The following is a 22,752-nucleotide window of genomic DNA, read 5'->3' as shown; positions in this document are numbered from 1 at the left end:
TTTCACGATTTTACGGCTATTCTGTCTATTTTATAAGCTAAAACGCTTTATAAAAGAAAAATTTTAAAGAATCAACTTTTATAGTTGAAGGGGAATATTATGAAGGTGAAATATGAAACAGCTAAATCTATAGCTGAACCGCTTTCGGATAAATCGGGCATGCCTCAAGGCAAAAGTGTTCATACTGCTCAGATTATGTTGTTGATTTGTGCTGCTATTTGGGGTGGCAGCTATGTTTCTTCAAAATATGCTCTTGAAGTGTTTCCTGTGCAATGGCTTATGGGCGTTCGTATGGTTGGTGCTTGCGCAATTATGGCTGTTATTTTTTTCAGTACTCTTCGTAAAACTTTTACAAAAAAGCTTATTGTTCCTTCTTTGCTAACTGGAATTACGTATTATGCTACTTTAATTTTGCAAACTGAAGGGTTACGTTCAATTGATCCAGGTCGTAGCGCGTTTTTGACAGCAGCATATTGCGTAATTACGCCATTTTCTGCTTGGTTAATCGTCAAGAAAAAGCCAACTCTTTTAGGATTAGTAGCTGCAGTTATGTGCGTTGCTGGAGTAGGTTTTGTGGCATTAAAGCCTGGAATGCTTGTGCTCACATTGTCTTATGGAGATTTTCTTACTCTATTATGTGCTGCAATTTTTGCTTTTAATCTTACGTTCCTTGCGTATTATTCTCGTAAATATAATCCAGTTACGTTAACTTTTGGGCAATTTGTTGTTTCAGGCGTACTTTTTGTAGCTGGTGCGCTTATTTGTGAGCCTTTGCCAAACTTTAACGCTGCTAATCATTTCTCTATTTTTGCTAATATGTTCTACCTTACAGTAGTAGTAACAGTAGTTGCACAAATTATGCAAAACTATAGTTTGGTGAATCTTTCTACTGCAAACGCTTCTGTGATTATGTGCACTGAAAGTTTGTTCACGCTTTTATTCTCTACTGTTCTTTTTCATGAGCATGTTTCTAACATGGCTTTTGTGGGATTTGCTTTAATATTTGCTGCAATTATTACTGCAAGCTTAGGTGAGCATTATTGTGATAAAAAAGCGAATTGTGAGCTTTCTTATAAAGATAGAGATTTTGAGGTTGCTAAGTCTTAGGCATTTCAGTTTTGTGTAGCTAAGTTTTATGTATATAAGACTTGTGATTTTGTTGTAAGAATGCTCTGGCAATACTGTGCAATTTTTGCGTAGGGTGATACCATCATTGTTGTAATGATGTTGGTAGTGGAATTTGCATATTTGCCATGCATTTTGGCATTATATTCGCATAAATAGTTAAGGTGCATAAGTGAAGAATTTCTTCAAAGGCATATCGTTTACGCAAGTATTAGCTGGATCGCTCGCTGCAGTGACTTCGTTTTTACTTGCTTCTAAAATTGGTATTGCTGGTTCAGTTATTGGCGTAGCTATTGGTTCTATTGTCTCAGCAGTAGCATCACAGTTGTATCAGAATGTTATTCACGCTTCATCGCGTAAACTTTCGGAAGTAAATCCGAATACTTCTACAGAACAGTCTAATTTTAGTAATGTGTCAGATTCTAGCGTGCGTTCAAATGGTTTAGAGAATGTTGATTCTAAAAGAATTGGAGATGATATTCATATGCAATATTCATCAAATTCGTTGCAATGTAATACTGATCCTTCAGATGACAAAAATATGGCTGTTCAAGATGCAAGATTTGGACGCACTGTTAGTTCGCAAGTCCGTAATCCAGAATTAGAAAATACGCGTATTTTGGAATTGTCGAAATTACGTGAACAGCATGAAGAAGACATGGAACTGTCGGAAGGCACAATTCCAGAGCCGGTGCCGTTATCTAAGGTTGTTAGTGAAAACTACGGTTACTCTTCTGGATCTTACCAAAATAGAAACGATCATCGTACAACAATTGTTGTTGCTGTTATAAGTGCTCTTATAGCTGTTATTGTTACTGCAGGTGCTGTTCTTTTGTTTACACAAGGAAAAGGCACAGACAATATTGATAAGCCTGAAGAAATTAGTCATGAGCAACAGCAAAATCAACCACAACCTAAGCAACGTCTTAATACGAATACTAATCAAGACCATAAGAAATCTCATGATGATTCTGATAGTAAAGATGGTAATGAAGATGAAAATGATGAACATGGCAATGAAAATGCAGATAGTTCGACAGGTGGTCATTCCGATAATGATTTAGGTAGTGATACTAACAATGATTCAGGAACGAATTCAGGTGATGCTGCTAGTGGGAATAGTGGATCGGGTGCTGATAGTTCTGATGCAGGTGCTGGATCTGCTGGATCTTCGGGATCTACTGGTTCTTCAAACAATGTAACTTCTCCTGGTAATGGTGATCAATCTGGAAGTGCCAATGGTAACTAATTTTCGAATTGGTTCTTGAATTGGTTTGCCGAATTGGCGACTAAATTGTTAGTAGAATTCGCAGGATTTTTAGAATTTGTAAGTTGAATTCGACACGCCGCATTTGGATAGAACGGCTATTTGTTGTAACCTATCAAAGGTTCGTTTGAACGGCATAAGTAAAAACGGGGCTATGGCGCAGCTGGTAGCGCATCTCCATGGCATGGAGGGGGTCGGGGGTTCGAATCCCCCTAGCTCCACAATATTGTTAAGAATGGCTTTATTCCAACGTTTTCGGCGTGTGTCTTACAGTGACGACACACCAAACGACACACCAAATCACCATAGTTATAGGCAGTTATCGCGAGTTAAACCACTCAGCAATGAGCTTCAACACGCTTACTTCTATTATACCATTCTTTAAAAGTATAAAAAATTACCCCCCGCACGAGTCGAGGGGTAATTGCTAATTTTCAACTTGTATTCTCAATTAGAGAATACTTTGAGTATACTGCACGCTATTTATTTTCAGTAGGCGTGTCGTTCATCTCTTTGCCGCGCCCGTCCAACTCGGTGTCAGTTTCGGTTGCGGCTGCATGCTTACCGTTGTTGATAGCATTGTCTGCTTGTCCGTCAACATAAGTTTTTACACAATCAAGAACAGATAAGATAACTTTTACGACTCGCATGTTCGCAATCTGCAAGTTGAATGCGCAAACATTCTCGAAGAAGCTAACAGTGTCTGTAATGACGATATACGCACATGCGATCAGCACAAGTGGAACGTGTGTACCGATGTTTACTTTGGCTTGTGCATAGTCAAACAGGATGCAAACGGCAATAACTAGCACGTACGCGAACTTATGGAACAATCCGTCGCGCATTTTGCTACTAGCCACGCTGTGAGTATAGACTGCTTTTGCAAATCCGCTGATAAAATCGAGCAACACTACTGCGCCTGCGAGTTCGAGGAAAAATATTTCAACGTCATTCATTCTTTTCTTCTCCTATTTGTTATTTTGGCTGGTTATCTTTTGTAATCCACGTACCACTAATGTGGGTGAAGCAGTTTTTACCATCGCCATCCCAGCAGACGCTTCCGTCAGGTTTTACCATGATGCTTCCTGTACCATTCCCGGATAAGCGGATTGTTGCTAAAGAAACTGGTCGGAAACCTTCAGGGACTTGCTCTCTCGCTTTAACCCACGAGCCGCCGCCACAAACCACACAACCGCACCCATTCACTGTGACAACGTTGCCGCATCGTGTGAAAACCATGCGCTGGTCTTGGTTCGTGCCCCATGGAATGTGCATAGTAAAGCTGCTAATGTCCCCGTCGTGCTCTATCGGTGACACGTCCGGTTTTGGTGCTGGTTGTGGTGCCGGTGATGCTGGCGCGCGCGTCCCATGCACCATAGCGTCATACCATTGCTGCGCACGCTGCATATACTCACTGTTTTGTGAGTCTCGTAGTGAGCAAGGGCATGATGTAGGGCAAAAAGCCGAGTGTGGGAACACGTTCACGCTCCATTGCGGTCTACCAAGTCCGTAGAGCTTGCACAGTGCTGCGACTAGGTGTGCGCCATTGTCTAAGCATTTCTGACTGATGCGCCATGGAGTATTGGATTCGTCCGCGTGTTCAATGCCAATTGACTCTAGGTTCGCGTTCCAATTGCCGGCGTGCCATGCTGTATCCCAGTCGTTTACGAGCTGCCCGATGACACCGTCTGACTGCACTTGATAGTGTGCGCTTGCTTCACGGTTTTGCCACACGTTGTAGCAGCCTTCTACTGTTAAGTTGCCAGCGTTATGGTGTAGCACGATTTTGCGTATATGATGTCCTTCGCGTCCTGTCGAGTAGTGTGTCTTAATTAGCATTGTTTTGTCTGCGATGCATTTTTCCCAGTCTTGCAATGTTTCTCCTTTGCTTATTAAAAAAGCCGCGCTGTTTGCGTGGCTAAAAAATTGTTTGCGCGTATTATAGTCGAGTGTTTTCGGATAAAACCGGATTCTTCGGACGGATTCGGACGGATTCGGACGGAGCGTATCATACTTTCCGTGTTTTGCCCTTATTGGACTCTTACTGGACTTTTACTGTAGTTTCTGAAATTAGTACCTTAATTAGTACCCAAAGTACCCAAAATGCTATTGAAAAGTACCCAAAGTCCCAAAAAACGCTATTGAAAAGTCCCAAAAGTCCCAAAGTTAGTCCCAAAAGTCCCAAAAAACGCTATTGAAAAGTCCAGTTTTGTTTTTTCCTATTTGTCCTACATTGTCCTAAAGTGTCTCATTTTTCGCTTTGAGCTGCTTATAATACGCGTTCATGCTTCGGGGTTGCATGGAGGTGACCCCTAGAATTAAAGATGCGCATAGCCTACGGTTACCCTATGCAGAAGCACGGGAGTATGCCGCCTACTGCGCTGTTTATAGCGTAAGCTGCTGAGCCATCAGCGTTGACAGCTGGAATCAAGGTGAAGCGGTTTGAGTACGTGCTTCGCAACCAATACCATCGGTTTGAGCGTATGCGACTGCTATTATCAGTAAAGCAAGCCCACTGCGTGTAAGTTCTAGAGGACTCATTAGAATACTTCGCTGTGCCGAACGCTTCAATCTCAGACGGTGGGAAAACATGCTCATCAAAGTAGTCTACTTTGCCATCATAATTCGTGCATGGCAAGCTCATTTTAAGCACGTAAGACTTCAAAGAATCCGGCATCACACGATAAAAATTTTTAAACTTCCAATCCAATGTAGAGTCAATATAAAGATTATCTCTGTCTGAGAACTTCGTTTTGTCTGGTATCAGCTTATCTGGCACAAGCAACGCTTCACCGCGCCCGTAGTGGTTAAATTCTGCAATAGTCCAACGGTAAGTCGTACCATTCACAGTCTCATCAAAGTAATCACCAGCGTGTAGAACACTAAAATCCTTATTACGCACACAATGAGCAATAATCTGCGCTGGACTTGAACCATAGTTAGCGAACGGCTTCCACCCGGGCACCGGTTCAAAATCCGGTGTGATGCGCTTATTCTCATACGAAAAATAAAACGGCATTTGAAAAACAGTCATAACAGTCTCCTAGTCCGCAAACCAAACAAAAACAAGCTTGAGAGCAGAACCGTTGTCATTCTTCTGGTGAGTTATTACAGTTATTTTCCCTGTTCGCACACCATTCTGTTCTTCAATCTCGAACTCCGGCTGCTGGCGCATGTACTCTTTAATACCATCAGCTTGTGGGTAGATGAGAATATGCCCCCCATGTGGTAATTCTTTTAAATCTGTTAGAGTCCAATCCCAAGAACTTGGGGTTGTGTAACCGGTCAATGTGTGGGGTTTTACTATTGGCATGTGCATGTTGTTTACTGCTTGTTGCGCGCTATCAGCTTTACTAGCAGCTGCTTGCGCCGCACTATTAGCACTATCCGCTACCGACTGTGCTTTACTAGCAGCCTGAGCCGCATCATTCGCCTTACTCTGTGCTGCGCTACAAGAGTTTTTTAACGAACTAACCTCCGACTCCATAGAGTCAATGCGATTCTTATTCTTATTTGTAGCTTCTAATGCTGAGTTTGCTGTGCTTTGAGCGCGGTCAATAGCAGTATCTGTAGCATTCATTTTGTTTTGAATCTGATCCACGGTTGCGCGTGCTGCTTCAGCCGTACTATTCGCCGTACCAGCCACGCTTTTAGCATCTTGAGCCGTCTGTTCGACAGTTTTCAAACGTGTTTCAGACTCTTGCAAAGCCTGCGTAGCCTTACTCGTAGCATCATTCGCCGCCTGTGTCGCACTGTTGGCTGCGCTAGTAGCATTATTCGCCTTACCAGCCGCATCAGCGGCTGCAGACGCTTGAGCGTTAGCCGTACGAGTAGCCTCCAATGCTGCATTATTCGTCTGCTTCAACTCGTCAACCGCACTAACTACTCGCTTAGCAGTCTCGCTAACCTCTTTCACTTGGTCAAGAACGCTCTGAGCTTGAGCCACAGCCGTAGCAGACTCCTGAGCTGTATGAAGCGCATTGTTTGCTGCTTCAACCGCCTGTTCGCTAGTCTGCTTTGCTTGAGCTACCTCACCTGACACGTTCCTATAAGCTTGTGCTGCTTCATCACACTTTTGCGCGCTAGATGACGCGGTAAACCCGGCGCGCTGAGCTTTAACAACCTCTTCTCTTAATGCTGCTAAATCGGTTTCAGTCTGTTTGTTTGCAGTCTCTGTTTTCTCACGCACCGAATCCGCCGCCTGTGCTGCACTGTTAGCGCGCTCAACCGCCTGCTGCACTTTACTAGCCGCATCACTTGCCGCATCCTGCACAGTTTGCTTTAACCCACTCACAGCATCATCAGCACGCTTTGCCGCTTGGTCAGCAGCCTGCTTACTAGCATCACACTGTTGAACAACCTCAGTAGCGTGACTAATAACGTTCTGAGTGTTTTGAGCAGCTTGTGATGCTTCACTTGCCGCTTCATTAGCTTTCTGTGCCGCCTGTTGCGCTATGCTAGTAGCATTATTAGCGGCATCAGCCGCATTTTGAGCATTCCGCGATACTGTTTCATTCTGCTCAATCAGGTGTGAAACTTTATCAGTTAAAGCGTTAGCTTTACCAGTAGCGTCCTTTGCTTGTTGTGCCGCGTCTTCAAGCTCTTGCCGGTACGACTTACCCTCGGGCGAGCCAGCATCAAAAACCGGCTGCTCAACCGTCGCAGTAAAGCTACGAGAACACACGATCGTCTTATCACGCTTTACTTCAAAACCAAGCGTCACCGTGCCCGGCATACGACAAGCCGCAACCGGAACAGCAGCCTGCCAAATGCGACCGTCGTCAGAGTCTTTCGCTTCCATTTTCACGCGGTCACCAATAAGAACACCCGGCTGACGATTCCAGCACAAGAACACTTCAACCGACGCGTCATCAACCGGCACGCCATTGTCAAGCAATTGCACGCGGATAATACGCCCATTCTCATCACCACCGTTCAAACGAACGTCAGGAATAAACGCGTTCGCATAATCGAGCTGAATAACGCTCCAAGTAGCATTCTGAAAATCACTCATGCTCTTCACCTTTCTGCTCAAGCCTACTCTCAAGCTCTTTAATCTGAGCGTCTTTCACTTCAACCATTACGCTTAGTGCGGCAATGCGCGCGTTAGCCTGTGCTAGCATTTCGCTCAGCTTGCCGGCAACCGCACCATCAAAACTAACTGAATCCTTACTGTCAGTCATTAGTTTCTCCTATCCTGTGGCATCAGACTCTTATAAAAGCCTTCAGCAGCATCCTGTAATTCTTTCTGAAAATCTGTGTCAGCTTCCAGCTTTTTAACTACGCTAGAATCCACGCAACTCGTATCAATACCAGAACCACTCTCAGCCTGCGGTTGCGCGTTGTTGTTTTCGAGTACAAAAAAAGCCCCCGGTGTCGGAGGCTTCATTAAACCAAGTCCAAGAGTGGAACGCGTCTTATTGTAAGCAGCAACAAGAGGGTTAGGTTCTACGCGACCACTACCATCAACAGCCATGAGATTAGACGGGGGAGCACTATCATCAAGCGTAGCTTCAAGCGCATCGTAAGCGTCAGTCCACGCATTACGCCCAGTTTTCGGGTCATACGCATCCCTAGGCTCTTTCGCACTCACTATCGCTGCGATAGCTTCCTCAGTGTTTTCCAATCCGAGTAGTGCGCTCCAAGAAGCGATAGTTTGCGCACTAAACACGCAAGCCGTAACACCATCTTCACAAGCCGGGTCAAAACGTAGAATATAATAATCGCCTTGTTTCTCAATAGTTTGAGCCACAGAACCTCCTTTAACCCATGTTTCTGTTTACAAGCCAGCCGAAAGTATTCACATACACAGGCTGCGAGAAATTAATTGTCGTATTGTTTTCCAAGCCGACTTTCCAACCACTTGAGCGACCAGTAAAAGCCACATGACAATTAACTTGACCCCAGTCAGTGTCAGACGACGCAACCGCATAATAGCAGCCGTACTTAGCCGGGCACCCAGTATTAAACTCGAGCACCTCATGCTGATGCGAACCCATACCATTCGGCATGGCAAGCCAATGGTAAGAAATAAAAGTGTTACGATTACTTTCCTCGCCAAGCGCACCGTTGAAGTATAGCTCACCACTAGACACGTTAGCACTCATGTAGCATGATTCACGCCCGTTATTTGAGAAAAGGCGCGCAATACCACCTCCACTTGCAGCATTCGGGTAAGAACTAGCATAAAACCCAGCTGATAAAGTGTATTCTTTATCGTCGAAATCCCCAAATGCGCTAAGTAATACTTTCGCGTATTTACCATTTGCGTATGCTTCTGCCATGTTAAGAGCTGCTGCCGGGTCATGCTTCCGAACGTGACCACCAGTAGCCCAAAGCGAGCTGAGGACGCTACCGTCATTACTTTCACTCTCTGATGCCACTAAAGGACTCTGATAATGCCCGGGAGAATCAAATTTGATTCCAGAACCTTTACCCATGTACCCATCGTCCTCTATGTGAACAGTGGTAAACTTAGGACTTAACACTACGCCATAATTGCCCGGTAGTGAAGTTCTAAACTCTCCAACAAGCTTATTATTCTTACCATCACCATCCAAATGCACGGTTTCATTACCATTAGCATCCCACATGCTAATAATGCCATTAGTTAAATCCCATTTGCCACGCGCGCCACTAATCACGCCAGTACGCAAATAAGACGCGTTCAAATACACGTGACCGCCACTCAAATAAATACCCTGCGTCTCACCATTATTAGTAAGCTTGTTGAAAATAGCTTCCTGGGTTAGTGCCCCGTTCATCTTCGAAATCACACCAGCAGAACTATCATCAACAATCTCTTGTACCGTCTTGCCACCAATCTTCACCGATGCCTGCAATGAGAACTCGCCAGTGTCAAAATTCCAAAAATTACGCCCCTGCGCATCGCTCAAAATACCAGTGTAGATGCAGTCTGCGAAGAGTCCGTGGCCGTCGCAAACTTTTTTCCAATCCCAGTCTCCATTAGACTTTTTAGAGTCTGCGATGCGCCAGAACCCTCCGCCAATCTGAGTCACGGTAGTAGGATTCTTACCTTTGTTTTTGTCATAAACAAACAAACCAGCATTAGGCGTAAAATACGTGTAACCACCGCGCGCATTAAGTACCGTGTTTACATGTTCGATAAGATCACGAACATACAAGCCGTTACCTTCCGTAACCGCATTCCACTCACTAGACTGAGCGATAAGCTCATCAAGCTTCTGCTCTTGAGCGCGTCGCTTCTGCGTGTAAGACTCGTGAATATTACCAAGCGTAATACGAGTTGCATCAACCGAATCGAGTAAGTCTTCCTCAATTTTCAGTACGCGCCCTTCAACACGAATAGGGGGAGTGAAAGTCGTATCTACAATCTGTACTGCGTCACCAATGTTTACACCGTCAGGGTCAAAACCGGCGCGACCAAGATTCACCACCTCAGCCTCGTAAGCCACTTGAGGTTTCGATACCTCCTTAAGCTTCTGCTTGCCTAGTCTCAACAGTTCTTGTGGGTTCGTCGCATCCTCAAAAACAACCTCGCCCTCAGCGTGCTGAATATCTCCAGCCGCGTCACGAATACCATACAATAAGCGTGCGTCCTCATCCACAAGGTAAGGTTTGCCATCGTTTATTGCCATAAAACTAACACGCTTAGTAAACGTTTCGCTCTTGTTGGAAAGCCTTTCAAGCTCACGCCGTTGCCTTTCCAAACGTTCACGCTTACGCTGAGCAATCTCAGCACGTTTCCTAGCAATCTCTTTAGCACGTTCAGCCCTGCGTTTCTCACGCTCAGCCTTTCGTGCTGCCGCCAATTCTTGCTGAGCTTTACGCCTTGCCTCGTACTCGGCTTTTCTAGCAGCCTTGCGAGTCTCCCACTCAGCCTGCCTTTTAGCTTTCTCAGCCTGCCTTTGCTCCCACTGCTTTTGTTTCTCAGCCTTGCGAGCCTGCCAATCTTGATTATTAAACCTTCTTTCACGCGGTCTACTCATTAGAACCACCTTCTAACTTAGGCTCTTTCTTATCAAGCTCAGCTTTCTCTTTGTCATAATCACGCTCAACACCCTTACCCCAAACGTAAAGCTTCGTAATAACTTGAGCCGGGTCAATAGTTCGCTTCACATTCGCCAAATCACGACCGTACTCGAAACGCTTCGACGCAATACGATTACCACGCCGCTCAAGCAAACTAATACGCCTATGAGTAATAACACCATCTTCAACAACAATATGTGTCTCCAGCTCAAGCCCAAAAACTTTGCATACTTTCATAAGAGCATCAAGCGCATTAGTATGGTAAAAACTCAAATTAGCACGGTGAGAAAGAGAACCTTCTTCCACGGACTCAAGCTCCCAACGAGTTCCATCAACCGCCGCTTGAGCACGCTCAATGGCTGTAGTATCCTGCCTCGGGTCATACACAATGTAACTATTGACAAGCTCACACACGCTGTTCGCTGCATTAATAGTCACAAGAGGCGTATTTTCCGAACGTTCCTCTTCAACAGACTGCACAATATACTCGTACGTATCATTACAATCCGTGTAAATAATCCTATCGTTCTTTTCAACGTTAGTGTTCTCTACCATAAGTTCGAGCACGTCTGTACCATCAAGCGCGCGAGTCCGCTCAGCCTTCAACAAGTGCGTAATCTCAGCTTTAGGTTTCTCCGTAGAGGACAAAACTATAAACTTAAGCATCAATACCCCCTAGCAAATGGTTTGAGGACAAAAAGTAAGAACACCAGAACAGTCGTCACAAGTAATAGTGTTTAATCCAGGACGCAACGCAAAACATGTACTATCAACAGTTGGTAAAATATGATTGCCGTTTATCATGTACTCTCTACGCTCAGGCGTGGTAGACGCAATAAGAGTGCCATTAAGATGCACGCCAATATCAAACTCAAGGAAAGTGCCGCTATTGTGAGTTATTCGTAAAACGTCAGTGTCGACGCTCATTTCAAAACGCGCCCAGCATGGAACGTTGCCAGTAACGTTTATTTGTGTTTCCCTACTTTTAAGCTGCACTGTTTTTGTGCGTCCGTAAGTCCACGGTTGCGCGGTAAGAATAAGAGTCGTCCTGATTGCGCGACGACTCTTACCGGGGTACTCCAACTCGCTTATACGCCATCTACCACGCCATTCACCATCAGTAAGATAGCAAGACAATGTGCCTCGTCTACCTTGCAAGCGAGCAAGATTAGCACGCACCGCGCCAATCTCATCAGGTTCGCCAACAGCAACAAGACTTACACTAATCTCAATAGGATTCATGTAGGTTCTTAAGGTTTCATCCTCAAGAGTCGTATCCAGTGCGCCGCTCAAGCCCGGCACAGTCACCGAGCTTGTTTTAACCTCAGGCTGCGCAACCTTGATACCGTCCTCTCCAAGCATAAAACCAAGCTCACTAATAGGCGTGCCATTAATGCGCACCCAATACTTGTTTTCAAATATTCTCATATTTTACCTGCCTAGCTTAGCGAGCCTATTAAGCTCATTGTTCATTGGTTTCGCCAACACTCCAGCCATGACTTCGCCGCCACGACCATTCAGCTTCAACGTCACACCTTGGCTCATAACCTCACCAAACGCTTCGTAAACATCCTGTTTGGTTAAACCATGCTGAGATGCGTCAACGTCATAGTTTGCTGCAACCTTAGCCAACTGATTCTGTTGAGCATCCCAACCACCGTCAGGCGGCACAACAGTAGTTTTCAAGCGAATAGCGTTCGCATCAGCAAACCAGTCGCCAGACTGTTTAGTGAACCCTGCAACCTGCTTTTGTACGCCTTGCCATGAGCCACCAAGCCCTTTGCTGAAGCCCTGCATAATCGCATTGCCAGCCGGAATAAGCAGCTTTTTATCGTAAGATATTGGTCCCTTATGCTGCGCAATCCACGAGCCGATGCCACCAACGAAGTTGCAGATACCATCCCATGCGCCCTTCAAGCCTTTCAGCAAGCCGTCAAGGATAGCCTTGCCAGCGTTGATAAGCCACTGTCCAGCACCTTTGAAGAAACCGAAGATTTTATCTTTCAAACCAGTGACGAAATGAAACACAGCATCAATACCAGCTTTAGCACCATTCTTAATACCGTTCCAAATGTTACTGAAGAAGCTTTTAATGCCGTTCCAGCACGCGTTCCAAGCGCCAGTAATACCATTCAAAACACCGCTCAACGTGTTTTTAATACCATTCCAAACGCCTTGAGCAAAACCTTTAATACCATTCCAAATACTGTTAAAGAATGAGCTGATGCCGTTCCAGCACGCGTTCCACGCGCTGCTAATACCTTGACAAATAGAATTAAGTGTTGATGTGAGCCAATTCCAAACAGCTTGAGCAGCGCCCTTAATCCCATTCCAAATACTTGAAAATAGGCTACTGACACCATTCCATAGTGCGTCCCATACGCCTTGAATAATCGCGCCACCGGCTTGGAAAATAGAGCCGATACTATTCCAGCCGGCTTGTAACAGTCCAGTAATAGCATCCCAGATAGCTTGCAAAATACCCGGCAATGCGCCAATAAGCGCGCCAATAGCCTGTGGCAACCCTGCGATAATGCCGCCAATAAGCTGCCCGACACCAGCAAGAAGAACAGGCAAACAGTTTACAAGAGCCACAACAATATTGCCTAGAATCGTTGGCAATGCTGCTATGAGCTGAACAAGCAGTGTTGGCAACTGCTGAACCAATGCGGCAATAAGCTGCACAATACCCTGCAGCAAAGCCGGCAACAGTGTTGGCAACGCTTGAGCAATAGCCGTCACCATCTGCACAATGCCCTGCATAAGCTGCGGCAAATTAGCAATAAGCCCCTGCGATAAGCCCTGCACAACCTGCGGCATAGTCTGTGCTAACTGTTGAGCAATCTGCGGTATTTGTGCCGCCAAACCTTGGAAAAGACTACTCAAACCTGCAACCATTTTCGGCAACGCCTGCGGCAACGCTTGAGCAATGCCACCAATAGCCGCCAACAGTGCTTGAGATAAGCCGCCAAGAATACCCGGCAACGCTTGGCACGCCCCTTGGAAAAGGCTAGCAAAACCGTTAGTAAGCCAGCTTGCAATCGACGGCAACTGCGCCACAAGAGATTGAAACAGTTGCTGCACGCCACTCATCAATGATGGCAATTGTTGCATAATAACAGGCGCAAGTTGGCTGAATGCTTGAGCAAGCCCATTAATAATCTGAGGCGCGCACTGCGTAACAGTTTGCGCAATCTGCGGTATAGCCGTAGCCAACGCTTTAGCAGCCTGCGGAATATTAGCAGCAAGATTCTTAATACCATTAGTCACGTTTGTAGCCATGTTTTGCACACTTGACGCAAACTGAGCCGGGTTAAGCTTCATCATCGCGCTAAATCCTGCGGTAACACCGCTAATGATAGCCGCGTTAATACCAAGAGCAGACGCAGCCTTGCCAACAGCGCCAAGGCACGAGCCAACACCTTTAACAGCGTTGCCAAACATTTTGATACCGCCGCCAGCCGCCTTCAATGCTGCAGATGATACAGCTCTAAACACTGCGCCGCCGCGAGCTTTAAGCCCATCCAATGCTGAACCTACGACACTAACAGCCCTACCAAGTATAGGTATTTTTGCGCAAGCGTCACTAATTGCGCTACTCAAACCGCTTTTAATGCCTGAGCCAACTGTTTTCATAACATTAGTTAACGGTGCTAATGCTGCCGATACTTTAGCTACAATAGGGGAGAATGCCGCACTAATCGTGTTACTTACAGTTTGAGCCGCGCCTCCGAGTCGATTAAGAGTATTAACAGCGGACGCAACCATAGAACCAATAGGTTGTGTTAAAAAATCAGGAATTTTAATGCCAGTCATAGAGTGAACAGCGTTTGCAATGATTGCGCGAACTTCCGCCGCCTGCTCAAGCGTAACTTTACTGTCAAAAAGCTTAATGGTGCTAGTATACTTAGATAGAGCTTGAATACCGCTAACCATATCAGCAAACCGCGCTTTAATAGTGTTGCAGCTCGCATTCGCTTCAAGTTCTAGCTGCCCGAACGCCTTAAGGAGTACTGATGGTATTTTTTTGCCGTTTGCTTGAGCCTCGAGCATAGCGCGAAAAAGCTGCATGACACTATCACGAACATTAAGAGTGCCGTTCTCCATCTCGCCGATAATCTCAACAAATTCTTTGCCGTCTTTGCCCATTTTTTTAAAATCAACGTCGCTAACGGCTTGAACGAATGCTTTAATGCTTGGTGCGCCAGCATCAAACCGCACTATTTGTTTAGCTATCATTTGCAATCCAGAGCCAAGCTTTGAAAGCCCTGCGCCCGATGCTTCCAACAGGCTTCCAGCCATTTTGCCAGCCGCACCACCAATAGCCACAAGTCCGTTCTTGAGCTTAACTAGCGCACCCCCAATAATAGGAATACGACTGAGGAACGAGTCCGCGCCCTTCAAAATACCACTAAACGCCATTGCGCCAGCAAAACCAAGCATTTTAAGCCCATTCACAAGCTGGTCAACACTCATGCTACTAATCTTGTCAAATAATGCGGTTAGTGGCTTCAAGAACGCTTCAACACTATCAGGAGAAAACGCTTTAGCAAAAACAGGAGCAAGCTTATTAAAAATGTTCGCGATAGCGTTGCCCACACTCGTAGCAAGAGGAATAATACCCTTCAAACTGTTAGCGAGTGCGGCTATAGCGCCACTCGAAGATATGGATGCTAAACCATGCCCTAACGCTTCACTGATTTTAGTCGCGGTTTGATTCGCTGCCATTTGCCAATCGTTTTTAATAGCAGTAAACGCGCGGTCTGCTGTGATTGGCATCATTGCAAACTGCTTGTTTATTTTGTCAGCGTTTTCAAAGATAGCGTCACGGAGCGCATCGCCGCTAATCTTACCTTCTTTGCCCATTTCCTTGAGCTTGCCAACATCAATATTAAGATGCTTTGCGAGCATTTGAGCAATCATAGGCGAGTTTTCCATAATGGAATTTAACTCGTCGCCGTTCACGATGCCTTTGCCTAATGCCTGCGTAACCTGCCTCATAACAGACGCGGTTTCCGCGCCACTAGCACCGGTTGCAATAAGATTCTTTTGCAACAGCGTGCTGAACTTTAACGAAGTCTTATAATCAGGAATAGTCTTAGGTGCAAGCTGAACAAGACGGCTAGCAGACTCAACCATGTCTTTAATAGGTATGCCAATGCCGTTTGCAGCCTTATGAGTGGCTTCCAACGCTTTCTGCCAGTCGCCGCTAGTACCAACAGCAACCTTAAGCATGGACGTAGTACGACCCCACTCATTACCCATGTTGATAACGCTGCCAGCAATACCAGCAATCTTCCTACCAAGTACCTTAATGCCAGCTAATGTTGCGCCAATCTTCACATACTTACCAAGGCTGCCATTCACGCCGTTTGCAATCTTCCTACCGAGCAAACTACCAGCATCAACACCTGCGAACGCTTTCTGCAATACGCTGCCCATGTTGCGCACTTTAGGTACGACCTCAACGAACGCGGTAGCAACCTTGATAGCCATAATGTCACCTCTTCAAAAATTCTGCTAACGTGTCAACGTCAACAGCTTTAACATCACTATTCTGTTTTGAGCTTTTACTTCCAGGACGCGGAATTTGGCTCTTAAACTTTGCGCCTTTACGAGTCGCATCCTTTGTTTTACTCCATGCGAGAAAACTCGTATTATCCGCTATAAGAGCCAACAAGTAAGTGTTTGTAGTCCACGCGTTGCGCTCATCAAACACGCTCCAAATAAGCGCTTCATGCGGCAAGTTAGCAGCCAAATCAGCCGCGCGCATAATACGGATACTGTAGCCAATCTCATCAATATCAAGCCCGTAAAAACGCTGCATGTCCGCCCGAAGAACGTCCGAGCGGACGCGCAACATTTCCACGAGCGTCACGAGTTTGGGGCAACCTTACTCATAAACTCTTGTATAAAGTCCGATACAGAGTCCAAGCGAACGCGACCGTCGTAAGTGTCCCTCAACTCATCCTTGACTTTGTTGTATTGCGACGAGCCAAGAACCCTCTCCAAAAATGCTGGCAAGGCAGAAGCGTTAGGCTTTTTGCCGTTTGCTGGGTTCATTTCCCCTAACAATTCCAACACTTCCAAATCGTCGAACAGGTCAGATGCAACAGTTAGTTCAATGTCTTTTACTGTGATAGTTTGCTTCGACTCTTTTGGCATAGTATGTGCAGCCATAATATTTACCTTTCATAAGTTTTCCCTTTCTAAAATAAGACGCTTGCACCCTGAGAAAGGAAAGAAGCAGAGTGCAAGCGAGAATTAAAAAAACGGCTAGCTTAATGAGATTCAGTACCAGCCGAATTTACAGAACCAGCAACAGGCGTTGCTACGGCATCAATGTAATCATCAACAGTCTTGCCGCCAATCAACTTAGACGGATTAGCAGAAAGCGTCACAGAATACGTAATAGGGTCACCGGCAGAATAAGTAATGTCATCGTATTCAACAACAGACGCGTCAGGCAAAACAAGACGCTGCTTGCGATTGCCAGTAAGCATGATTTCAAACACGACAACATAATGCTCATCTTTAGGCATACCATGAAGAATATGCAAGCTGCCAGCGGACTCGGTAACATTATCAGCGCCGTAGCGTAGCTTCATAGAATCTGCTTTAATCTCAAGCATTGCGAACTGATAAGTCTCAGAGTAGGAGGAAATTTCCTTCAGAACAGTTGCGCCACCCCACTCTTTAACCTCAGTAGTATCAGTATCAGTACTGTTTGTTAAACCGTCTTCACTGATATACCCAAGGCACTTATAAGCCTCAGCCAATGGTGTTTTAGCGTCCTTTGGCAGTGGCGTGCCAAGAGGCGCATAATACACGCCGCCAATAGCACAAGGCTTACCAAGCGACACATTAGCCTTATCATTCTTTGTTTGCTCAGTCATAATATCTCCTAATAAAAAAGCCGCCCAAAAAGGCGGCTAATAAACAATTATTTAAACTTCTTTAATACGGATTCAGTTAGCAAGAACCAATTGAATCAGGATCTGATACCGATTATGCGTAGGGTAGTCAGGAGAAGGAAAGTTAAAAACGCTCTCCACGCCAACAGACGCTACTTCGGGCAATTCAACAATGCTCATCAATCGCGGAACAACAACGTCGGTAGTAATGCGCGAGCAGTCCCACCTTGTTGTTGCCCAAACTTGTACAGCAATAGTCGCATTGCTCACATGGTATGAGCTAGAGCCTCCAGTCTGCTCTACGGTTATGCAACGCTCTTCACGCTTTGCTGGCATAACCATACGAGCTTTATACTGTGCTAAAAACTCATCCTTATTTAACCAGTCCATAACCAGTTTTTCAGCGTTTACCATGATGTGCCACCTATCGCCTTGGAAAGCGTATTATAGCGAGCGTTATCCAATCGCGTCTTATACACCGTCGTGGTATTACCAATGTTTGTCGTAGCGAGCGCAATACTACCGACTTCGGAGTCTTGTGCCGGTAATGCTACGTAGTTTGCGCCTAGCGTTTGGCAAGCACTATTTGCGCGATTAGCAATATCTCCAGCAGCCTCGTTTACAGCTTGCTTGCTACCCGGCTGCCGGTAGATTTCACGGAATGCTTTATTGTTGAGCACGATTTTTACGTTCGCCATAACTTATCCTTCTACTGTTTTAACTTCTACAATCACGTTCCAGCTAGTTGGTGTCATGTTTGTGACTGCTGGCTTCGGGTCACCTATCACCGCGTACTCGCATTCGCCTATTTTGACTTGTGCGCCGCGCAATGAATGGTAATTCCAGGAGCGTGGCATGTAGAGGGTTCGCGCAACTTCGATGCCGTCAGGACGAATAGAGTCCGTGAGATTATTTTGCGCACCGTCTATCATGAGCACGTTGTCCACGGTTTCTTCGTCTGTTTCCCACACGGTTTCGCCGCTTGGTAGAGTGCCGTTAGCGCGCCGACTGATTATTGTTATCGTTCCGCCGCGCATTGTTAGCCTCTATCAAGTTGGATAATGAACGCTTTTTCAACGCCTACACCTAGGTCTTCAAGCTCACTTTTAAGCGGGTACAAGTCGCCAGTAGGGTTCGCGAATGTGCCAGACTCGCTGAACGCGCCAACGCCTTGGCTTACTTGAGTGTAGCCGTTAGGATTTTGCACGTCAGCTATCATGCTTCGCTTTACCATTGCGCACACGATGCGTGCAAGCCTACTTTTAGGCTGATTTGCCCAGTTTGTGCAGCGAGCTTTTAGAATGTCGGTTGCGTCGAGAAGTTTAGAGGCTGCGACGGCTTGTTCGCTCTGTGTGAGCTTGTGCCATCTAGCCTCTAATTCTTCTACGGTTGCGAACGCTTCTTCAACGTCCGCCATTGTTACACGCTCCCAAACGTAGGTGTGTCAGCGTCCACGCGAGTCACAGTCTGTTCGCCGGTGTCAAGATTGCGCACCACATGATACGTAATATTGTCCTGATTTGTTACCGTGAACTCTTCCAGACGCGGCAAGTTTTCTACAGGTTTGCGAACACTAGGCATTGATTACACCCTTCAAGCGTGCAGCACCCTTAGCACCAAACATTGCCAAGCCAGTGTAGAACTCGATTCGAGTACGCTGAGATGGCTTCTCCTGCAACTCACCAAGGTCTTTAACCATTACGCCACCATTGGTTAAACCAATGATGCCGGTATCGCCTTCGCCCTGAGCGAAACGAACAGCATAGATGCTACCAGTGTTAGAAGCAGTGCCCTGAGTTTCATCAAGCCCAAGAACAGCCTTACCTGCCGGGGTAGAGCCAGCGTCCAAAATAGGAATACCATTCCACATTACGGAACGCTTACCAGCCACATCATTCTGTACGAAAACGTCAGCAGACACGTGGCGTGCCGCGGAACGAATCTTCGCGATAATAGCAGCGTTAGTGTAAAGCGCGCCATTAGAACCGTTCAAACCGTTTACAGATGCGCACAATTCGTCCAGCTTATCGAAGAACTTAAAAATATCCTCTTTACCGTCGCCAAGAATACGCAAACCGTTAGTGTCAGCGTCCAAAACCTGCTTACCAGTCAGACGCTTCTTCAAACCATTAAAGCTCTTATTATTCGTATCATTATCTCCATTGAAGAAAGAGTCCTGATATGCGTAAGACAATGCTTTAACTTTCATAACGGTTTGTTCAGCACGCTGATCCTTCACATTAGAGCGAGTCTGTTGAATAAAATTATCAAGGTCAGCGTCGCCACCGAGAATGTAAAGACTCTCAGTGGTCTGCTTAAACGTACCAGTAGACTCAGGATAAGCCTCGTTTACCGCACGATAAGCCACAGTAGGCAATGTTCCTTCAGAGTTAAACGCGTAAGCGTTGCCCTGAATTTCAATAAATGGAATGCGGTCAAGAATAGGAGACTCTTGTATAAAAGTCTCAATAATACCGCGCGCAAGCTGGTTTGTGCTAATAACAGCAGACTCTGCTAATGTTACTGTCATAATAACTCCTTATTTTTGTTGTTAATTCGAGAATGCCGCCGCAATACGTTCAAATGGTGTCATTTTCACGCTAGGGGGAACAGAACTCTTTGTTCCTGCAGTCGGCAAATTATGTTCTCTAGCTTTGAAGAACTTTGCAAGTATCGCCGCGTTTTCTTCCAGCTCTTTACCATCGCCTTTCAGGAGGCTTATGAGCTGGACGTCTAGCTCAGTTTCGTGCGCAACTTTTTCAACCTGCGCATTATGCTCTGCTTTTGCTTTCAGCGCGTCGTTCTCAGCTTGCAACTTTTCGATAAGCTGAGCGTTAGCAGATTCCTGCGAATCATACTTTTCTGCTTTTTCTTTCAACTCATCGTAATTAGCGTATTTTGCTTCTACTTCCTCAACGCGCTTATTAAGCGCGCGACTAAACTCTTTAGACGTTTCGGGCTGTTTACTTTCCTGCTTAGAATTTTCAGTATCGTTGGTAGAATCATTTTCCACTGTTTGCTGAGAATCAGTATCAGACTGTTCGCTGCCGCCAGCCGCGTCCGTATTAGCAATAAAGCGAATATAGAATGGTACTTTCTTCTTGTTCATTTGTTCTCCTTAGATAGTCGCGCAATTAACAACGCGGTGCGCGGTTTCCGCGAAAAATAGAAAAGCCACACAATCGTGTGGCTAATATTCAAAACCTATTTAGTAAAACCAGCGTTCCGTCGCCGAATTGTTGCGAGCGTATTGTGATAATCTCTCGGATTGGCAGTATGCGCTCTAGCGTCATCCCAAATAGCTCTATACTTTTCAGGCTCATACCCTTTAAGTTTCAACGCTTTAGCACCCCACTGTGGAACAACTTCGCAATCGCAATGTTCGTGATAATAGTTCTCAAGTCCTTTAGAACCAAGCTCCAAGCCTGCAGAATGCTGCGACTTGTAAACAAAACCACGACTAGCGAGCATAAGGCAAAACGCGCACGTATAAAAACCTCTAGGCACGCGCGCCCAACGAGGCTCATCAGGGTCATTCTTCATATTAGAACGCACCATTTGACGGTTAGCAGTATGCATCATATCAGCCATAAACTGCTGCATGTCGTCGAGATTATTCAACGGCATTTTAGCCCACAAATCATTCATGCTCATGCCAGCACGTGAACTACCGTTTTTAACCTGCTTGAAAGTCAAACCGTTAAAATCAGTATCAGAAAATCCTTTAAGCACGCTCCATAAAGCGCGGTCAGGGTCAAACGCTTCAGACTCAGCCAACGTGGAAAGCTTTGCGCCGGACTGCTGATACAGTTCACGCACATTACGATAATACGAGTCCGCTTCACCTGCCGCGTCCCTAACGAAGTCCTCAACAATATAACGCATATCGTCGGCGCGAGTAGCAGACTCCAATGCGTGAGGCGTAAAATAGTCCTCAATGTTATAACAGGCTTCCTCAATCAGCGTATCAAGACACTTCAGGTGTTTCTCGTACTCCAGATTGTACAGTTCCTGAGTTTGCCGCCAGTCCATTATCCACCGCCTTCGTCTCATCAGGTGTGGTTTGTGCTAGTTTTGCCCTTAATTGGTCAATATGCTCTTGAGCGCGCTTCTTAGACTGATATGCTCTCAAGCTTTTACGCTGAGCATCATTCAAATCAAGCATGTCGTACACGACCTCGCTATCAGCCGGTAATACTCCAGCACTCACGAGCTTCACAGCAGCGTCCGCGCTAGCGGCGCGCGACGGCGTAGCCGGGTTGCGCCATTGCAGAACAATATTGCTAGTATCCGCGCCAACCGCCTTATGAATAATGTTCAGCCACGCCGTACCAAATGCTGCTTGACAACTCTCAGCGATAAGGCACAACTCTTTCTGAGCCTTATCGATAGCCTCGGCGCTACTAGGATTATCTGTCAGCACACCCATCTCGTCAGGCGGCATACTCGTTGCCGCTGCAAACATTGATGCCGTGTTGCGTAATTGGTCAATGTGCGGTTGGAAAGACGCTTGTTGGAATTGCCCAACAGTCGGCGTTTGCCCAGTCTTAGGGTTGTTCGGAATAACCATAAGAGAATCCAAGAGTAGCTTCCATTTTGGTACTTCGTTGCCGTTCTCATCGGTAAACATCTGCTTATTAGCGCCAAGAATGTAGCGCGCACCAACAGAATACAAGTCTGCTTGCAATTCGCTACGGAGGAAAGTGCGAACAGCCGAGTCAGTGTAGCTCATAACAGCGCGACTGATGCGACTCCTACCAAACGGACGCTTACAATCAGGACGGTAAGCCAACACTTCACAAGGAATACGAGTGTAATAGTTTACATCTTCCGCAACATGCCACAAATTAGTATTATTAGTGCGTTCAATACGTAAAACATGCCCGTCACTCATCAAATATATGATTGCCGGTGTTTCCATTCCATCATCGTAAGTATCAACAAGTAGCGCGCTGCTTAAACAGCGCCGACTATTATCCCAGATGCCACTAGCGTTATCAGCAGTGAATACTTCAATAACGTTTTTATCTACACCGTTTTTCTTCACTTTTAGCGCGGCAATAAACGCACACGAGTTCACCAATGCGCTAGTATGAGCTTGAGCCGCAAGCTGAAACAGGTCATTTTCCTCAATCAACTGCGTAAGCTCATCAGGCACCTTGCCGCTTGTTGCGCGAACGCCGTCAATAATAATACGGTTAGCGAGCACTTCCACAGCCTTTTCAGGCCAGCCGACAACAATGTTAATATCGCTTGCAACAGGCGGCAGACTGTACCCAATATCATGCAGTTCATTCTTGCCGTCATAATAGGCGTTACGAAGCTTGTTGCGCTGCCTTTTCTTTATAAGCCTATCTACCAAGTAAAGATAAACTTTCAAATCGTCAGCTTTTAAGCCTTTCACAGCTCTAGGTAATACGAAATTCACAGCAC

Annotated in this window: 24 protein-coding genes and 1 tRNA gene; 3 read left to right on the top strand and 22 right to left on the bottom strand. The window is 45.8% G+C overall.

Going from position 1 to position 22,752, the window contains the following annotated elements; all coding sequences use genetic code 11:
• The first annotated feature begins 99 nt into the window (after positions 1 to 99).
• The 3 genes from HXT44_RS05180 to HXT44_RS05170 all read left to right on the top strand — a co-directional run bounded on the left by HXT44_RS05180 (position 100) and on the right by HXT44_RS05170 (position 2,613).
• Complete coding sequence (locus HXT44_RS05180) at positions 100 to 1,107, top strand: DMT family transporter (protein WP_421777309.1); 1,008 nt, start codon at positions 100 to 102, stop codon at positions 1,105 to 1,107.
• Positions 1,108 to 1,297: 190 nt separating this feature from the next.
• Positions 1,298 to 2,374, top strand: a complete 1,077-nt coding sequence (locus HXT44_RS05175) for an ATPase (protein ID WP_421782728.1) — start codon at positions 1,298 to 1,300, stop codon at positions 2,372 to 2,374.
• A gap of 166 nt (positions 2,375 to 2,540) precedes the next feature.
• Positions 2,541 to 2,613, top strand: a tRNA-Ala gene (locus tag HXT44_RS05170).
• 258 nt (positions 2,614 to 2,871) lie between these two features.
• Here the strand turns inward: HXT44_RS05170 and HXT44_RS05165 are convergent.
• The 22 genes from HXT44_RS05165 to HXT44_RS05060 form a co-directional block, all read right to left on the bottom strand.
• Positions 2,872 to 3,348, bottom strand: a complete 477-nt coding sequence (locus HXT44_RS05165; protein WP_421782726.1) for a phage holin family protein — start codon at positions 3,346 to 3,348, stop codon at positions 2,872 to 2,874.
• Positions 3,349 to 3,367: 19 nt separating this feature from the next.
• Positions 3,368 to 4,267, bottom strand: a complete 900-nt coding sequence (locus HXT44_RS05160) for an N-acetylmuramoyl-L-alanine amidase (RefSeq protein ID WP_421782724.1) — start codon at positions 4,265 to 4,267, stop codon at positions 3,368 to 3,370.
• A 466-nt stretch (positions 4,268 to 4,733) separates the two neighbouring features.
• Positions 4,734 to 5,426, bottom strand: coding sequence for a DUF6273 domain-containing protein (locus tag HXT44_RS05155; RefSeq protein WP_421782722.1), 693 nt, complete (start codon positions 5,424 to 5,426; stop codon positions 4,734 to 4,736).
• A 9-nt stretch (positions 5,427 to 5,435) separates the two neighbouring features.
• The gene (locus tag HXT44_RS05150) at positions 5,436 to 7,406 is read right to left on the bottom strand and encodes a BppU family phage baseplate upper protein (protein ID WP_421782721.1); all 1,971 of its coding nucleotides are present in this window, start codon (positions 7,404 to 7,406) and stop codon (positions 5,436 to 5,438) included.
• Entirely contained in the window at positions 7,399 to 7,575 is a 177-nt protein-coding gene (locus HXT44_RS05145; RefSeq protein ID WP_416090864.1) for a hypothetical protein, read from the bottom strand. The genes HXT44_RS05150 and HXT44_RS05145 overlap by 8 nt, the downstream gene beginning before the upstream one ends.
• Positions 7,575 to 8,144, bottom strand: a complete 570-nt coding sequence (locus HXT44_RS05140; protein WP_421782718.1) for a nitrate reductase — start codon at positions 8,142 to 8,144, stop codon at positions 7,575 to 7,577. The genes HXT44_RS05145 and HXT44_RS05140 overlap by 1 nt, the downstream gene beginning before the upstream one ends.
• Positions 8,145 to 8,154: 10 nt before the next feature.
• Positions 8,155 to 10,362 carry a phage tail spike protein gene (locus tag HXT44_RS05135; RefSeq protein WP_421782716.1) on the bottom strand — a complete coding sequence of 736 codons (2,208 nt, stop codon included), beginning with the start codon at positions 10,360 to 10,362 and terminating at the stop codon, positions 8,155 to 8,157.
• A complete protein-coding gene (locus HXT44_RS05130; RefSeq protein ID WP_421782714.1) occupies positions 10,355 to 11,071 on the bottom strand; it encodes a phage tail spike protein in 717 nt (238 codons plus the stop codon). The genes HXT44_RS05135 and HXT44_RS05130 overlap by 8 nt, the downstream gene beginning before the upstream one ends.
• Positions 11,072 to 11,080: 9 nt before the next feature.
• Positions 11,081 to 11,833 carry a phage distal tail protein gene (locus HXT44_RS05125; protein ID WP_421782712.1) on the bottom strand — a complete coding sequence of 251 codons (753 nt, stop codon included), beginning with the start codon at positions 11,831 to 11,833 and terminating at the stop codon, positions 11,081 to 11,083.
• 3 nt (positions 11,834 to 11,836) lie between these two features.
• Complete coding sequence (locus HXT44_RS05120) at positions 11,837 to 15,901, bottom strand: tape measure protein (RefSeq protein WP_421782710.1); 4,065 nt, start codon at positions 15,899 to 15,901, stop codon at positions 11,837 to 11,839.
• A gap of 4 nt (positions 15,902 to 15,905) precedes the next feature.
• Positions 15,906 to 16,283 carry a DUF5361 domain-containing protein gene (locus tag HXT44_RS05115; RefSeq protein WP_050541813.1) on the bottom strand — a complete coding sequence of 126 codons (378 nt, stop codon included), beginning with the start codon at positions 16,281 to 16,283 and terminating at the stop codon, positions 15,906 to 15,908.
• Complete coding sequence (locus tag HXT44_RS05110) at positions 16,280 to 16,585, bottom strand: hypothetical protein (RefSeq protein ID WP_421782708.1); 306 nt, start codon at positions 16,583 to 16,585, stop codon at positions 16,280 to 16,282. Before HXT44_RS05110 ends, HXT44_RS05115 begins: the two co-directional genes overlap by 4 nt.
• Positions 16,586 to 16,686: 101 nt before the next feature.
• Positions 16,687 to 17,301, bottom strand: coding sequence for a hypothetical protein (locus HXT44_RS05105; protein WP_421782707.1), 615 nt, complete (start codon positions 17,299 to 17,301; stop codon positions 16,687 to 16,689).
• Positions 17,302 to 17,373: 72 nt separating this feature from the next.
• A complete protein-coding gene (locus HXT44_RS05100; RefSeq protein ID WP_421782705.1) occupies positions 17,374 to 17,733 on the bottom strand; it encodes a hypothetical protein in 360 nt (119 codons plus the stop codon).
• The gene (locus HXT44_RS05095) at positions 17,727 to 18,017 is read right to left on the bottom strand and encodes a hypothetical protein (protein WP_421782702.1); all 291 of its coding nucleotides are present in this window, start codon (positions 18,015 to 18,017) and stop codon (positions 17,727 to 17,729) included. The genes HXT44_RS05100 and HXT44_RS05095 overlap by 7 nt, the downstream gene beginning before the upstream one ends.
• 3 nt (positions 18,018 to 18,020) lie before the next feature.
• Positions 18,021 to 18,356 carry a hypothetical protein gene (locus HXT44_RS05090; protein WP_421782700.1) on the bottom strand — a complete coding sequence of 112 codons (336 nt, stop codon included), beginning with the start codon at positions 18,354 to 18,356 and terminating at the stop codon, positions 18,021 to 18,023.
• A gap of 2 nt (positions 18,357 to 18,358) precedes the next feature.
• On the bottom strand, positions 18,359 to 18,736 hold the full coding sequence (locus tag HXT44_RS05085; RefSeq protein WP_421782698.1) for a Gp19/Gp15/Gp42 family protein: 378 nt from the start codon (positions 18,734 to 18,736) through the stop codon (positions 18,359 to 18,361).
• 2 nt (positions 18,737 to 18,738) lie between these two features.
• Positions 18,739 to 18,900, bottom strand: a complete 162-nt coding sequence (locus tag HXT44_RS05080) for a hypothetical protein (protein ID WP_180963150.1) — start codon at positions 18,898 to 18,900, stop codon at positions 18,739 to 18,741.
• Positions 18,893 to 19,849 carry a major capsid protein gene (locus tag HXT44_RS05075; RefSeq protein ID WP_421782696.1) on the bottom strand — a complete coding sequence of 319 codons (957 nt, stop codon included), beginning with the start codon at positions 19,847 to 19,849 and terminating at the stop codon, positions 18,893 to 18,895. Before HXT44_RS05075 ends, HXT44_RS05080 begins: the two co-directional genes overlap by 8 nt.
• 21 nt (positions 19,850 to 19,870) lie before the next feature.
• Positions 19,871 to 20,428 carry a hypothetical protein gene (locus tag HXT44_RS05070; protein WP_421782694.1) on the bottom strand — a complete coding sequence of 186 codons (558 nt, stop codon included), beginning with the start codon at positions 20,426 to 20,428 and terminating at the stop codon, positions 19,871 to 19,873.
• A gap of 95 nt (positions 20,429 to 20,523) precedes the next feature.
• Positions 20,524 to 21,351, bottom strand: coding sequence for a hypothetical protein (locus HXT44_RS05065; RefSeq protein ID WP_421782692.1), 828 nt, complete (start codon positions 21,349 to 21,351; stop codon positions 20,524 to 20,526).
• Positions 21,287 to 22,747: a phage portal protein gene (locus tag HXT44_RS05060; RefSeq protein WP_421782690.1), complete on the bottom strand. Its 1,461-nt coding sequence runs from the start codon at positions 22,745 to 22,747 to the stop codon at positions 21,287 to 21,289. Before HXT44_RS05060 ends, HXT44_RS05065 begins: the two co-directional genes overlap by 65 nt.
• Positions 22,748 to 22,752: the final 5 nt, after the last annotated feature.

It is taken from the genome of Gardnerella sp. DNF01198P (assembly GCF_049244165.1).
Taxonomy (GTDB): Bacteria; Actinomycetota; Actinomycetes; order Actinomycetales; family Bifidobacteriaceae; genus Bifidobacterium; species Bifidobacterium swidsinskii.
This window is presented reverse-complemented; position numbering and strand designations above follow the sequence as displayed.

Bases quoted from the DNA above. Each gene is read 5' to 3' on its own strand.
- HXT44_RS05180 (WP_421777309.1), top strand. From the start codon at position 100: ATGAAGGTGAAATATGAAACAGCTAAATCTATAGCTGAACCGCTTTCG.
- HXT44_RS05165 (WP_421782726.1), bottom strand. From the start codon at position 3,348: ATGAATGACGTTGAAATATTTTTCCTCGAACTCGCAGGCGCAGTAGTG.
- HXT44_RS05155 (WP_421782722.1), bottom strand. From the start codon at position 5,426: ATGACTGTTTTTCAAATGCCGTTTTATTTTTCGTATGAGAATAAGCGC.
- HXT44_RS05150 (WP_421782721.1), bottom strand. From the start codon at position 7,406: ATGAGTGATTTTCAGAATGCTACTTGGAGCGTTATTCAGCTCGATTAT.
- HXT44_RS05145 (WP_416090864.1), bottom strand. From the start codon at position 7,575: ATGACTGACAGTAAGGATTCAGTTAGTTTTGATGGTGCGGTTGCCGGC.
- HXT44_RS05135 (WP_421782716.1), bottom strand. From the start codon at position 10,362: ATGAGTAGACCGCGTGAAAGAAGGTTTAATAATCAAGATTGGCAGGCT.
- HXT44_RS05130 (WP_421782714.1), bottom strand. From the start codon at position 11,071: ATGCTTAAGTTTATAGTTTTGTCCTCTACGGAGAAACCTAAAGCTGAG.
- HXT44_RS05125 (WP_421782712.1), bottom strand. From the start codon at position 11,833: ATGAGAATATTTGAAAACAAGTATTGGGTGCGCATTAATGGCACGCCT.
- HXT44_RS05120 (WP_421782710.1), bottom strand. From the start codon at position 15,901: ATGGCTATCAAGGTTGCTACCGCGTTCGTTGAGGTCGTACCTAAAGTG.
- HXT44_RS05110 (WP_421782708.1), bottom strand. From the start codon at position 16,585: ATGGCTGCACATACTATGCCAAAAGAGTCGAAGCAAACTATCACAGTA.
- HXT44_RS05105 (WP_421782707.1), bottom strand. From the start codon at position 17,301: ATGACTGAGCAAACAAAGAATGATAAGGCTAATGTGTCGCTTGGTAAG.
- HXT44_RS05100 (WP_421782705.1), bottom strand. From the start codon at position 17,733: ATGGTAAACGCTGAAAAACTGGTTATGGACTGGTTAAATAAGGATGAG.
- HXT44_RS05095 (WP_421782702.1), bottom strand. From the start codon at position 18,017: ATGGCGAACGTAAAAATCGTGCTCAACAATAAAGCATTCCGTGAAATC.
- HXT44_RS05090 (WP_421782700.1), bottom strand. From the start codon at position 18,356: ATGCGCGGCGGAACGATAACAATAATCAGTCGGCGCGCTAACGGCACT.
- HXT44_RS05085 (WP_421782698.1), bottom strand. From the start codon at position 18,736: ATGGCGGACGTTGAAGAAGCGTTCGCAACCGTAGAAGAATTAGAGGCT.
- HXT44_RS05080 (WP_180963150.1), bottom strand. From the start codon at position 18,900: ATGCCTAGTGTTCGCAAACCTGTAGAAAACTTGCCGCGTCTGGAAGAG.
- HXT44_RS05075 (WP_421782696.1), bottom strand. From the start codon at position 19,849: ATGACAGTAACATTAGCAGAGTCTGCTGTTATTAGCACAAACCAGCTT.
- HXT44_RS05070 (WP_421782694.1), bottom strand. From the start codon at position 20,428: ATGAACAAGAAGAAAGTACCATTCTATATTCGCTTTATTGCTAATACG.
- HXT44_RS05065 (WP_421782692.1), bottom strand. From the start codon at position 21,351: ATGGACTGGCGGCAAACTCAGGAACTGTACAATCTGGAGTACGAGAAA.